Origin of the sequence: Kitasatospora sp. NPDC057518 (genome assembly GCF_042802075.1) — a bacterium.
Taxonomy (GTDB): Bacteria; Actinomycetota; Actinomycetes; order Streptomycetales; family Streptomycetaceae; genus Kitasatospora.
In genome coordinates, this window is sequence record NZ_JBHVEU010000049.1 from 1 (window position 1) to 12,005 (window position 12,005).

The 12,005-nt window shown below is 73.6% G+C and carries 11 protein-coding genes; 2 read left to right on the forward strand and 9 right to left on the reverse strand.

All coding sequences use genetic code 11. The annotated features are described in order from the left end of the window. Positions 1-152 precede the first annotated feature (152 nt). Positions 153-1,172, reverse strand: a complete 1,020-nt coding sequence (locus tag ACFU7Z_RS07810) for an LLM class flavin-dependent oxidoreductase (protein WP_074004290.1) — start codon at positions 1,170-1,172, stop codon at positions 153-155. A gap of 442 nt (positions 1,173-1,614) precedes the next feature. On the opposite strand from ACFU7Z_RS07810, the gene ACFU7Z_RS07815 reads away from it, so the two are divergent. Then, complete coding sequence (locus ACFU7Z_RS07815) at positions 1,615-2,607, forward strand: aldo/keto reductase (RefSeq protein WP_380776905.1); 993 nt, start codon at positions 1,615-1,617, stop codon at positions 2,605-2,607. Between the two features lie 145 nt (positions 2,608-2,752). On the opposite strand, the gene ACFU7Z_RS07820 is transcribed toward ACFU7Z_RS07815, so the two are convergent. From ACFU7Z_RS07820 to ACFU7Z_RS07845, 6 genes are all read right to left on the reverse strand, one after another. Then, complete coding sequence (locus ACFU7Z_RS07820) at positions 2,753-3,841, reverse strand: LLM class flavin-dependent oxidoreductase (RefSeq protein ID WP_380776907.1); 1,089 nt, start codon at positions 3,839-3,841, stop codon at positions 2,753-2,755. A 3-nt stretch (positions 3,842-3,844) separates the two neighbouring features. Beyond that, positions 3,845-4,750 (reverse strand): ABC transporter substrate-binding protein, encoded by a 906-nt coding sequence (locus ACFU7Z_RS07825; protein ID WP_380776909.1) that lies wholly within the window; start codon positions 4,748-4,750, stop codon positions 3,845-3,847. Positions 4,751-4,836: 86 nt separating this feature from the next. Then, positions 4,837-5,613 carry an ABC transporter ATP-binding protein gene (locus ACFU7Z_RS07830; RefSeq protein WP_380776911.1) on the reverse strand — a complete coding sequence of 259 codons (777 nt, stop codon included), beginning with the start codon at positions 5,611-5,613 and terminating at the stop codon, positions 4,837-4,839. Further along, positions 5,610-6,476 carry an ABC transporter permease gene (locus ACFU7Z_RS07835; RefSeq protein WP_074004287.1) on the reverse strand — a complete coding sequence of 289 codons (867 nt, stop codon included), beginning with the start codon at positions 6,474-6,476 and terminating at the stop codon, positions 5,610-5,612. The genes ACFU7Z_RS07830 and ACFU7Z_RS07835 overlap by 4 nt, the downstream gene beginning before the upstream one ends. Then, on the reverse strand, positions 6,473-7,513 hold the full coding sequence (locus ACFU7Z_RS07840; RefSeq protein ID WP_380776913.1) for an NrtA/SsuA/CpmA family ABC transporter substrate-binding protein: 1,041 nt from the start codon (positions 7,511-7,513) through the stop codon (positions 6,473-6,475). Before ACFU7Z_RS07840 ends, ACFU7Z_RS07835 begins: the two co-directional genes overlap by 4 nt. 59 nt (positions 7,514-7,572) lie before the next feature. Further along, the gene (locus ACFU7Z_RS07845; protein ID WP_380776915.1) at positions 7,573-8,682 is read right to left on the reverse strand and encodes an ABC transporter substrate-binding protein; all 1,110 of its coding nucleotides are present in this window, start codon (positions 8,680-8,682) and stop codon (positions 7,573-7,575) included. Positions 8,683-9,113: 431 nt separating this feature from the next. Here ACFU7Z_RS07845 and ACFU7Z_RS07850 point away from each other — a divergent pair, with 431 nt between their 5' ends. Then, the gene (locus tag ACFU7Z_RS07850; RefSeq protein ID WP_049652177.1) at positions 9,114-9,896 is read left to right on the forward strand and encodes an IclR family transcriptional regulator; all 783 of its coding nucleotides are present in this window, start codon (positions 9,114-9,116) and stop codon (positions 9,894-9,896) included. Between the two features lie 204 nt (positions 9,897-10,100). On the opposite strand, the gene ACFU7Z_RS07855 is transcribed toward ACFU7Z_RS07850, so the two are convergent. Both ACFU7Z_RS07855 and ACFU7Z_RS07860 read right to left on the reverse strand, forming a co-directional pair. Beyond that, a complete protein-coding gene (locus tag ACFU7Z_RS07855; RefSeq protein ID WP_380776938.1) occupies positions 10,101-10,859 on the reverse strand; it encodes a winged helix-turn-helix domain-containing protein in 759 nt (252 codons plus the stop codon). Between the two features lie 672 nt (positions 10,860-11,531). Continuing rightward, the gene (locus tag ACFU7Z_RS07860) at positions 11,532-11,690 is read right to left on the reverse strand and encodes a hypothetical protein (RefSeq protein WP_380776917.1); all 159 of its coding nucleotides are present in this window, start codon (positions 11,688-11,690) and stop codon (positions 11,532-11,534) included. Positions 11,691-12,005 lie beyond the last annotated feature (315 nt).

Here is a 12,005-nt window from a genome sequence, read left to right on the forward strand (position 1 = left end):
GCCACGGCCCCTCGACCGTTCGTCATCCCCCGCACCGCCGAGCGGCATTCCGGCGCGCCTGGTGGCGCGCGTCACGTCACGGACGGTGGCCGGCGTCACGCCGCGTAGGGGGTGCACGGCGCACTGCGCGGGCGGGCGCCGGACGCGGGCGACTACGGCAGCGCGCGGCGGACCTCCGGGGCCACCTCGCTCGCGAACAGCTCCAGTTGCTCGCGCTGCGCCCCCTCGGTGAGCGCGTCCACCCCGATGCCGACCACCTCGTTGCCGAAGGCCTCGTGGTAGCGGTGGATCTTCTCGATCACCTGCTGCGGACTGCCGACCAGGGCCGAACCGCGCTCCAGCGCGTCCTCCAGCGACGTGAACGGCGAGTTGTTGTGCCGGCCGGCGGCCGAGTCGAACAGGGCGTTCCAGTACGGGCGGAAGCCCTCGACCGCGTCCTGCGAGCGCTTGGCGACGTACAGTCCGCCGAAGCTCGCGCCCACCCTGGCGCGCTCCGGGTCGTGCCCGTAGTACTCCCAGCGCTCGCGGTAGTGGTCGACCAGCGCCCGGTACTTCTCCAGCGGGTGGAAGGAGTTGGCGGAGAAGAGCGGGTCGCCGTGGCGGGCCGCGAGGTCGGTGGACCGCGTGCTGGTCGCGCTGCCGTGCCACACCGGGATCGGGTCCTGGAGCGGGCGCGGCCAGACGGTGGCGTCCCGGAGCGGCGGGCGGGTCGAGCCCTCCCAGGTCACCTTCTCCTCGCGCCAGAGCCTGCGCAGCAGACCGTAGTTCTCGGCGAGCGCCTCCCACTGGCGCTCCTCGGGAAGGCCGAACAGCCCGAAGTGGCGCGGGTCGTTGCCCTTGCCGACGATCAACTCAAGTCGGCCACCGGAGAGTTGGTCGAGCATCGCGTAGTCCTCGGCGACCCGGACCGGGTCGAGGATGCTGAGCACCGTCACCGTGGTGAACAGCCGGATGGTGGAGGTGCGGGCGGCGATCGCGCTGAGCAGCAGGGGCGGGGCCGGGGAGAGGAACGGCTCGCCGTGCCGCTCCCCCACCCCGTAGCCGTCGTAGCCGAGCCGCTCGGCGAGGACCGCCTGGTCGATGACGTTGTGGAGCTTCTGCTCCGGGGTGCGCCGGACACCGGTGACCGGATCGGGGGCGTTGGCGACGAGGGACGAGACGGTGAACCGCACGGCGGTCTCCTTGAACGCTCGGGAGGGGCTCGGGAGGGGCTCGGGACGGAGTCGGAGGGGATCGAGGAGGAGCCCTCGGGAAGGGGTTCGGCGCAGACCGGGCCGGGCTTGACGGGGCCGGTGGAGCCCGGGGGCCGACGGGCCGCGCGGGGCACGGGGAGCCGGTACGTGGTCCGGCGCCGCACTCCCACGGGCGGGCACCGGCGGAGCGGCTGACGGGACGGGCGGCGCGCCGCTCGGGCGGCAGGGCACGCGGGTGGCGTCAGCGGACGGTGCTGCGGTGGCGGCGACAACAACAGCGGGCTGCGGCGGCGGTCACGGTCCGGACTGCCATCTCGCCTCCCCCTCGCCTCGCACGCGCACGATCCTCCGCGAGCATAGGCACCGGCCGGGGACGGGGCAAGGGCTTGATCCGCCACGGCCGACTGGCAAGATGTCCGGCATGAGCTACCTCGCCGCGGATGACCGCTATGACTCGATGACCTATCGGAAGGCCGGCCACAGCGGCGTCCAGCTGCCCGCCGTATCGCTCGGGCTCTGGCACAACTTCGGTGACGCCCAGCCGCTGGAGGTGCAGCGGGCGGTGCTCCGCCGGGCCTTCGACCGGGGCGTCACCCACTTCGACCTGGCCAACAACTACGGCCCGCCGTACGGCAGCGCCGAGCGCAACTTCGGCTACCTGTTCGCCCAGGACTTCCGGCCGTACCGGGACGAGCTGTTCATCGCCACCAAGGCCGGCTGGGACATGTGGCCCGGCCCGTACGGCAACGGCGGCAGCCGCAAGTACCTGCTGGCCAGCCTCGACCAGTCGCTGGACCGGATGGGCCTGGACTACGTCGACGTCTTCTACTCGCACCGGTACGACCCGGACACCCCGATCGAGGAGACGATGGGGGCGCTCGACAGCGCGGTGCGCTCGGGCAAGGCGCTGTACGCCGCGATCTCCAACTACCCGGCGGAGCAGCACCGGGAGGCGGTGGCGATCCTGCGCGAGCTGGGGACGCCGGTGCTGATGAACCAGTCGGCGTACTCGATCCTCAACCGGTACGTGGAGGACCACGGCGTGCTGGACGCGGTGGGCGACACCCGGACCAGCCTCATCGCGTACTCGCCGCTGGCCCAGGGGCTGCTGACCGACCGCTACCTGGCCGGGGAGGTGCCGGCGGGCTCGCGGATGTCGGTCGGGAAGTTCCTCACCGAGGAGGCGCTGGCCGGGCCGAAGCTGGACCGGCTGCGGGCGCTGGCCAAGGTCGCCGAGGGGCGCGGGCAGACGCTGGCGCAGCTGGCGCTGTGCTGGGTGCTGCGGGACCCGCGGGTGGTCTCGGTGATCATCGGCGCGAGCAGCGTGGCCCAGCTGGACCAGAACCTCGACGCGCTGGCGGGCGGCCCGCTGACGGCTGAGGAGCTGGCGGAGATCGACCGGCTGAGCCGCTGAGCCGAGGCGCCTCCGGCGGAGCGGGAGGCGTTGGCTGACGGCTGACGATCGACGGATGACAGCTGACAGCTGACAGCTGACAGATTTCGAAATCTGTCAGCTGTCAGCTGTTATCTGTTCGCTGATATCTGTTACTTGTCAGCCGTCACCTGTTCGCCGCCGGCCGCGTGACGCCCAGGGCCGGCAGAACCGTTTCTGCAACCCGGTGGGCCTCCTCCAGCAGCGGGTTGCCCGACAGGATGAAGGTGTCGACACCCAGCGCCTCGAACTCCTGCAGGCGCTCGATCACCTGGGCCGTCGAACCGACCACCGCCGTGCCGGGGCCGGGGCGGAACAGGCTCATCCCCGGCCAGAGGTTGGGGTAGGCCTCCAGCTCGCGGGCCCGGGCCGGCACCTTGCCCCCGTGCTGGCGGAACTGCCGCTGCCAGCCGACCCCGTCCTCCCCCTTCGCCCCGCCCAGCTGGCGCGCGTAGGTGGCCTCGCTGGTGACGTCCAGCAGCCGGTCGGCGGCCGCCCAGGCCTCGTCCTCGGTGTCGCGGACGATCAGGTGCAGCCGCAGTCCGATCCGCAGGCTCCGGCCGTGGGCGGCGGCGCGCTCGCGGACCAGGTCCAGCTTCTCCTTGAGCAGGTGCGGCGGCTCGCCCCAGGTCAGGTAGACGTCCACGTGCTCGGCCGCCATCTCGATGCCGGCCGCCGAACTGCCACCGAACCAGAGCGGAATGCCGCCGGGCTGCGCCGGGGCCAGCTCGCGCAGGCTCGCGCCCGCGTTCTTCAGCTCGTAGAACTCGCCCTTGTGGTCGAAGACTTCGCCCGCCGTGAGGCGCTTGACGATCGACCAGTACTCGCCGCTGAGCCGGTAGCGGTCGTCGTGCTCGACGTCCAGGCCGTACTCGCGCAGTTGCGCGGTCGAGCCGTTCACCACGTTGAAGCGCAGTCGGCCGCCGTGCAGGTGGTCGAAGCTGAGCGCCATCTTGGCCAGCAGGGTGGGCGAGACCAGCCCCGGGTGGACGGCCAGCAGCGGCTTGAAGGCCGGGGTGGTGGCGGCGGCGAGCGCGCTGCCGAGCGTCCAGACGTCGTACAGGTCGGTCGCGAGCAGGGCGCCGGTGTAGCCCAACCGCTCGACGCTGCCCGCCAGTTGCTGGAGGTAGCGGAGGTCCACCGGGCGGCGTCCGGCCGGCTCCCAGGGGTAGTGGCCCTCGCGCGGGATGATGTACCAGAGGACTTCGGAGGCCATGGGTCAGACCGCCTTCGCGAGCGCGGCGGCCACCGGGGCCTCCAGCGCGGAGAGGTGGGCGTCGGCGACGGTCAGCGCCCGGTCGATGAAGCCCACACCGTGGAAGATGTCCGCGGCCTCCTGCTGCTCGGCGACGAACCCGGCCGTGGCGGGCTCCAGTCGCCAGGGCAGTGCGACCAGCGCGGACTGCCAGTCGGCGGCCGTGCCGCCCAGGTTCTCGGCGGCGATCGCGGCGGCCTCGGCCGGGTTGGCGGCCACCCAGGCGTCCGCCCGGCGCAGCGCGGTCGCGATCGCGGCGACCACCTCGGGGCGCCCGGTCGCGAACTCCCGACGGGTGAAGAACACCGAGCGGTCGGTGATGACGTCACCGGTGCGGACCAGTTCACGGAACTCCCCGGTGCGGCGGGCCGCGGCGAGTTCGGCGCCCTGGGCGATCCAGCCGGCGATCTCGCCGTCGCGCAGCCGCCGGGCCTGGTCCTCACCGGCCGCCGGGCGCGCCGGGGTGACGTCCTCGCCGTACGAGAGCCCCTGGGCGTGCAGGGCCTTGGCGAGCAGGTGGGTCTGCCAGGAACCGACGGAGAGGACGACGGTGCCGCCCTTGAGGTCCGCGACCGTCCGCACCGGACCGGAGTCCAGCACCAGCAGGGCGCCGTGGTCCGGGCGGGGCGCCGAGACCGCCGCGTAGACCAGGTCGTGGCCGGCCGCCTGGGCGGTGATCGGCGGGGTGGAGCCGGTGCCGCCGAAGTCGATGACGCCCTCGGCGAGCAGGGCGCCGGTGCGGGTGCCGTCCGCGTAGTGGTGGAAGGCGCCGGTCTCACCGAGCGGGGCCAGCTCCTCGTCCAGGTACGGGAGTCGGGCGAGATAGTAGAGCGAGGGGTTGCTGGCGTGGACGCCGAGGGTGACGGTCATCTGGTCAACTCCGGTGGTGCTGGCCTGGCTTGTGGAAAGGCAGGCGGGATCGGGGGATGGTCGGGGAAAGCGGGGGGTCGCGGACGTCAGTGGACGCCGAGGTCGGCGAGCAGACGGCGCCGCAGGTCGGCGAAGGCGGGGTCGGCCGGATCGCGCGGGCTCTCGACGGTGACGGCCTCGTCCCGGGCGAGCAGGCCGTCGCGCAGGACCACGACCCGGTCGGCGAGCCGTACGGCCTCGTCCACGTCGTGGGTGACCAGCAGGACCGCCGGGCGGTGGCGGCGCACCAGGTCGCCGACGAGGTCCTGCATGCGCAGTCGGGTGAGCGCGTCCAGGGCGGCGAACGGTTCGTCCAGCAGCAGGAGTTGCGGCTCGCGGACGAGTGCCCGGGCGAGCGCGACGCGCTGCGCCTCACCGCCGGAGAGGGTGGCCGGCCAGGCCTCGGCGTGCCGCTCCAGGCCGACCTCGGCGAGTGCCTTCAGCCCGGTCTCCCGGGTCGCGGCGCCGCGCGGGAGGCCGACCGTGACATTGGCCAGCACCCGCTTGGACGGCACCAGCCGGGGCTCCTGGAACACCACGGTACGGACCGGCGGGACGAGCACGGTGCCCTCGTCGGCCTGGTCGAGCGCCCCGAGGATGCGCAGCAGCGTGGTCTTGCCGGTTCCGCTGGCGCCGAGCAGGGCGACGAACTCGCCGCGGGCGATGGAGAGGTCGACCCCGTCGAGGACCGCCCGGGTGCCGAACACCCGGCGCAGGCCGCGCAGGTGGACGGCCGGGGCCGTCCGCTCGGTCGCCGAGGGAGGAGCGGGCGAACGGGGCGAGGAGGGGGCGAGGGTGGCGGCGGTGGTCGTGTCGGCGGTCATCGGGCCGCTCCCTGGACGGCCTGGCGCCACGGCATCAGCACGCGCTCCAGGACTCGGACGATGCCGTCGGCGGCGAGGCCGAGCAGCCCGTAGATCAGGATGCAGACGGCGAGGACGTCGGTGCGCGAGTAGTTCTGCGCCTGGGCCATCAAGTACCCGATGCCCTCGGTGGAGTTGATCTCCTCGGCGGCGATCAGGGCGATCACGCTGAGCGTCATCGACAGGCGCAGTCCGGACAGCAGCGAGGGCAGCGCACCGGGCAGCACGACGGTGCGCACGATCGCCCAGCGGCCGAGGCCGAAGCTGCGCATCGCCTCGACCAGTTTGCGGTCGGTGCTGCGGACCCCGCCCGAGGCGGATACGTACATCGGGAAGCTGGTGGCGACCCCGATCAGGGCCACCTTCGCGGTCTCCGTGATGCCGAACCACACCATGAACAGCGGGACGAGGGCCAGGAACGGGACGGTCCGCAGGATCTGGATCGCGGAGTCGAGCAACTCCTCGCCGAGCCGGGTGAATCCGGTGACCACGCCGAGCACCAGCCCGGTGGTCGCGCCGAAGAACAGGCCGAGCCCGGCCCGGGTGAGGGAGACGGACAGGGCGTCGGTCAGCTGACCGTTGCCCCACAACTCCCCCACGGCCTGGGCGACCTGGGCGGGCGAGGCGAGCACGTCCTGGGTCAGCGCGCCGGTGGCGGACGCGAGCGCCCAGCCGCCGAGTAGGGCGAGCGGACCGACGGTGCGCAGGGTCACGGCCAGCGCGCGGGGGCGGGGCCGGTGCCGCCGGCTCTGCGGGGCGACCAGGCCGGCGTCGAGGGCGGCCCGGGTGTCCTCGGGGGTGAACTTCTCGGTCGCGGTGGTCACTTGGCACCGTCCCCGAGCCTGTTGACGTCGATCAGGTAGGGCTTGACGTCCACCAGCTGCTTGGTGACCTTCTGGTCCGCGAAGAACTGGGCGACCGTCCCGAACCGGGCGGTGTCGGCGTCGGAGATGGCGTCGGCCGGGGTCCCCTGCCTGCTGACGTTCACCGCGACGTCCTTCTCGGCGGGGGTGACGGCGGTCGGGCCGGCGTCGGTGAACACGTTGAGGTAGCCGGCCGGGTCGGCCTTCTCCTTCTCGCCGTTCTCGCGCAGGTAGGTGTAGAACGCCTTGACCACCTCGGGGTGCTTGTCGGCGAAGCCGTTGCGCACCGCCCAGACGGCGTAGTTGTCGGAGCCGACCTCCTCGCCGTTGACCAGGAAGTGCGCGCCGGCGTTGGCGATGGCGGGCGTCGAGAAGGTGTTCCAGGTCGCCCAGGCGTCCACCTGGCCGGAGTTGAAGACCCCGGAGGTCTGGTCGGCGCGCAGGTAGACCCGCTCCACCTTGTCGGCCGGGACCCCGTTCTTCGCCAGCGCCTTGAGCAGCAGGTACTCGCTGGTGCCGCCCTGGGAGACGGCGACCTTCCGGCCGACCAGGTCCTGGACGGACTTGACGGGCGAGTCGTTCTTCACCAGGATCCCCTCGCCGACGCCGTCGGGCGCGGTCTGGGCGAACAGCTTGAAGCCGGGCTTCTGGGCGAGCGCGGCGACGGCCGAGGTGATCGAGCCCTGGGCGACGTCCAGCTGGTCGGCGGAGAGGGCCTGGGCGGCGGGGGCGAAGGGGCCGGCGCTGCCGGTCCAGGCGACCTTGGCGTGGACGGCCGCCAGGGCCCGGTCCAGCGAACCGTCCTTCTTGCCGCGGGCGAGGAAGCCGTTGTTGCCGGGGTCGGGCAGGCGGAGCACCACGTCGGCCTTGCCACCGGCCCCGCCTTCGGCGGAGGCCTTGGCCCCGTCGGCGGACGAGCCGCAGGCGGCCAGGGCGGTGGAGGCGAGCAGCGCGGTGGCGGCGAGGGCGAGGCGAGGGGTCTTCACGGGGGTCTCCATGTGAGTGACAGATGACAGCCGACAGCTGACAACTTTTGAAATCTGTTAGCTGAACGCTGTTACCTGAAGTCTGTGATCCGAACGCTGTCGGCGCCCGCACCCGAACCTGCGGCGCCGCTCGTGTCGGTGCTGGCAGCGACACCCGCACCCTCACCCGCACGCCGCGCACGCAGCAGCTCGCGGGCCGCACGGAGCGGCTCCGGGTCGGCCCACGCCCGGACGTCCACCGGCGCGGCGAGGAAGCCCTGCTCCCCGAGGAACCGTTCCTGCAGCGCCAGCAGCTCCAGCCGCTCCGCCGACAGGTCCAGGTGCAGGGTGCGGTGACTGCCCGGCGCATAGGCCCCGGCGACGCCCTCGGCCCCGGCACCGGTCTCGGCCCGCAGGATCCGGACCACCTCCTCCGGGTGCTCCGCCGCCCAGTCGGCGGCCTCCAGCAGCACCGCGAGGAACCGGGCGACCAGCTCGGGCTGCTCGTCCAGCAGCCGCTGGTGGACGGTGACCGGCCGCGGGGTGCCGTTGTTGACCCGGGCCCGGCGGTCCGGCGCCGCGTCCAGCTCCACGGCCACCTCCGCACCGATCCGGCGGGCCGCCTCGACGGCGAGCGCCCCCTTCACGTACACCGCGTCCACCACCCCGTCCCGCAGGGCGGCCAGCTCCGCGGACCACTGCCCGCCACCCGGGACGCCCGGGACGTCCACCAGCTCGGCGTCCGCCAGGGTGAGGCCCGCGAGCCCGAGGGCGCCGCGGAGGCCGGCCAGCGCCATCGCCCGCCAGAAGTCGATGCCGATGTCATGATGCGGCACCGCCAGCCGCAGTCCGCGCAGCTGCGCCGGTTCGGTCACGCCGCTGCCGGCCCGCACCAGCACCACCTGGCGCTCCTCGATCCAGGTGAGGCCGATCAGCCTGGTCGCCTCGCCGCGCGAACGGGCCCACAGCGCGGGGACGTTGCCGCCCTCCCGGAACAGTCCGGTCAGCGCGTGGGTGTAGTGGTGGTCCGCCGCCACCTCCGGCGGAGCGTCCTGCAAGGAGCGGACGGCGATGCCGTCGGCGGCGAACTCCTGGGCGAGCCACCCCTGGTCGGCGGCGATCCCGGTCGCGGTGGGCACCGGGCAGCGGGTGAACCAGAGGGTGTCGGGAAGCGGGGAGGCGTTCTGGATGCGACTGGACAACGGAGTTGGTCCTCTACGGGGGCTCCGACGACAGCCGGAGGAGCTCGGGATCGATTACCGCACGAAGGCACAGGAAGCCTGGTGCGCAAGGAAGTTGTACGCCACGATGCAGGGAGGAAGGCAGGTGGCGCGGGAGGCGTCGGTCAGCGACAACACGCACGGGAGGGGAGACACCGGTGGGACGTCACGGTGCTTCTCCTTCCGCAGAGTCGGGGCAGGCGCCGCCTGGACCGAGTGGCCGTCCGGCGCGATGCCAGGAGCGTTCCACGGCGGACGAGCCCGAGGCAAGTCTTTGCCACATGATGGGATCGGTTGTTCATCAACGCCATTCCATTGCAACGTCGTCGACACATTCCCGCAGCACCGGCTGCCCTACGCTGAGACCGCCTCCGGCCGCCGGGCCGGAGTTCCGAACCGAAACGCGAGGTGCCATGCCCGGGGCCGCCACCGCCGTCCAGAGTCCGCCGGCCGGTGCGCAGGCCGTCCAGCGCGCGCTCGGACTGCTGCACTGCTTCCATGACAACGGCCCCGACCTGAGCGCCTCGGACCTGGCCCGCCGGATGGGCCTGTCGGTCTCCACCGCGCACCGGCTGGCCCGCACGCTGGTCAGCGCCGGGTTCCTGGAGCAGGACGAGCAGACCGCCCGCTACCGGCTCGGTCCGGCCGTCGCCGAACTCGGCCAGCTCACCTTCCACCAGCGCGGGTTGCACCTCGCCGGGCCCGAGCTGGAGCTGCTGTCCCGGCGCACCAAGGCCACCGCCGACCTGGCGATCCGCAGCGGCGCGCACGCGGTGATCCTGGTCGGCGGATCGGTCCGCCCGGACACCGGACTGGGCCTGCGCCGCCCACTGCACTCCACGGCGCTCGGCAAGGTCCTGCTGGCCTGGCCCCGCCCGGGCGAGACGACGCCCTCGACACTCGGCCCGCTGGCCTCCTTCACCGACCGCACGATCACCGAACCGGCGCTCCTGGAGGAGGAGTTGGCGAAGGTCCGGACGGCCGGGTACGCGCTCAACGACGGCGAGTCGACCGCCGGGGTGCGGACGGTGGCCGTGCCCGTCCTGGACGGCGCCGGGCAGGCGCGGTTCGCGCTGGCGGTCCGTTCGACGCCCGCGCACCTCACCGACGACCGGCTGGACTGGTTCCTCGGCCACGCCCGCGGCTGCGCCGACGCCCTCGCCGTCCTCCTGCTCCCGCCGGACCAGCGCGGCTGACGCTCCCGGCGCGTCTTCCGCGCCGCCGGAGCGCGACGAAGCAGCGGGCCGCCCGTCCGTGTCCAGGACGAGCGGTCCGCTGCTTCGACCGGCCGAATTTCAACCGACCGGCGGCAAGAGGCCGTTGGCGACCGGCTGCCAGATCGGACGCCGGACCGACCGTCAGATCGGCTGTCAGATCCGCCGTCAGGCCGGAACCAGCCGTCAGACCGCGGCCGGGGTGTACTTGTAGCCGACCCGGCGGACCGTCACGATGGTGTCCCGGTAGGCCGGTCCGAGCTTGCGGCGCAGCCGGGCTACGTGCACGTCGACCGTCCGCCCGTCCCCGACGTGGCCGTAGCCCCAGACCGCGGAGACCAGGTGGTCCCGGGTGTGCACCCGCTGCGGGTGCTCGGTGAGGTGGGCCAGCAGCTCGAACTCCAGGTAGGTGAGGTCGAGCAGCCGCCCGTCGACGTAGGCGTTGCGCCGCTCGGTGTCGACGGCGATGCCGCGCCCGGCCGGGCGGACCGGACGGACCCCGGCCACGGTCTGGCCGGCGGGCCCGCCGGTCGTCGGCTGCGCCCCGTGGGCCGGGTGGGCCCCGGGGAGCATGTGGGTTCCGGACGGGGCGGCCGCCCCGACACCGGCCGGAGCCCCCGGCAGGCCGACGACCTGCGCCGCCGGTCCCTCGGTCGGCACCAGCACCAGGTACCCGACCATCGCGCCGCCGTTCACGCCGCCGAACTGGATTCCGTACTGGGCGAGCAGGCCCTGCGGCAGCGCGCCCTGCGGCAGGGTGGCGACGACGGCCGCCCCCTCCGGCAGCGCGGCGAGCAGCGCCTGGGGCACCTGCGGGACGGTCACTCCCGGCTGCGCGGCTGCGGGTGCCGGGCCGGTCGCCGGACGGGTCGGTCCGACATGGGCCGGGCCGACGTGGGCCGTTCCGGCGTGGGTCGGTCCGGCATAGGGCGGACGGGTCGCCACCCCGGGCCATCGGTCGGACAGCGACGCCGGGGGGACGGACGGTCCCGCGGCCCCGGACGCGCCGGGACCGACCGGCACGGTGGCGGGGACGGAGGAGACCGGCGGGACGGAGCGGACCGCGCGCAGGTGCGGGGTCGCGGTGGGCAGGGGCAGGGTGGCCGTGGAGGAAGAAGACATGGTGTGCCGCTCATTTCGCGCGTGACGGACGGGGTGGAGTCGTCTGCGCGTCGACCGGGCGTACTGCCTGGGCTGGACCGGAACGAACCGGATCAGCGGGCGGAGGGCCGGGACGCGCTGGGCGAGCCGGGACACGTCTGATCGAACAGGTGCGGCTGCCGGGACGGCCAGAACGGCTCGAGGTCGAGGCGACCCCGCCGGCTGTCCACGGCGCGGCTCCCGCACCGGTTCCACCGTCCGGTCCGTCCACCCGCGCGCATCGCGGGGGCCGACCCGGCCGTTCGGGTACGGCCGACGATGCCGGGGGTGGTGCTGGGGCAGACGATGTTCACTGGTGGTCTCTCCGCTGGGCGGGTCCGGTTGGTCGGCCGCGGGCACGCCGGACGGGCGGTCCGCTACGGCCTGGTCGACGGGTTTCGGCGGTGCGTCGGACGGTGGACCGAGAGGGCCGGGTGGGCCGTCAGCGCCGGGGACGTACCGGGAAGGTCAGGCCGGTCAGCGACAACACGCGCTGCAGATCAGCGCGTGGTCGATGTAGCGGCGGACGGTGAGCGCCGGATCGGCGGCACCGGGCACGGCGACGCCGGGCATGGGGGCACCGGGCAGCGGGGAGCCGGGCACGGCGGTGGTGATGCGTCGTCGGCCGACGGTCATCCTGCTGCCCTCCCCCTCGTTCTCCACACGGCGGCGCACCGTTGACGGTGCCCGCCGACGATGCCTCGCCGGTTCGTCGAAGGCCGTCCGCCGGTTGCAACGCCCGTACGAACGGGGCGTTTCCGGCGCCCCCGACGGCATGGCCGGGCGGCCTTCGTCCACAGAGCCTTCCACGGCCGGGCCGGTCTAGGCAACCTTCGGCGCAGTGATCGTCCACGATGCGGACGGTGGAATGAGACGCCGGGCGGAAGGGGCAGGTCGGCGCGCTGACCTGCCGACTCTTCGCACGCCCGTCGTACGGCGGTCGCCCAGCCG

Bases quoted from the DNA above. Each gene is read 5' to 3' on its own strand.
- ACFU7Z_RS07850 (WP_049652177.1), top strand. From the start codon at position 9,114: ATGCCCGGGGCCGCCACCGCCGTCCAGAGTCCGCCGGCCGGTGCGCAG.
- ACFU7Z_RS07840 (WP_380776913.1), bottom strand. From the start codon at position 7,513: ATGGAGACCCCCGTGAAGACCCCTCGCCTCGCCCTCGCCGCCACCGCG.
- ACFU7Z_RS07820 (WP_380776907.1), bottom strand. From the start codon at position 3,841: ATGGCCTCCGAAGTCCTCTGGTACATCATCCCGCGCGAGGGCCACTAC.
- ACFU7Z_RS07830 (WP_380776911.1), bottom strand. From the start codon at position 5,613: ATGACCGCCGACACGACCACCGCCGCCACCCTCGCCCCCTCCTCGCCC.
- ACFU7Z_RS07815 (WP_380776905.1), top strand. From the start codon at position 1,615: ATGAGCTACCTCGCCGCGGATGACCGCTATGACTCGATGACCTATCGG.
- ACFU7Z_RS07860 (WP_380776917.1), bottom strand. From the start codon at position 11,690: ATGACCGTCGGCCGACGACGCATCACCACCGCCGTGCCCGGCTCCCCG.
- ACFU7Z_RS07825 (WP_380776909.1), bottom strand. From the start codon at position 4,750: ATGACCGTCACCCTCGGCGTCCACGCCAGCAACCCCTCGCTCTACTAT.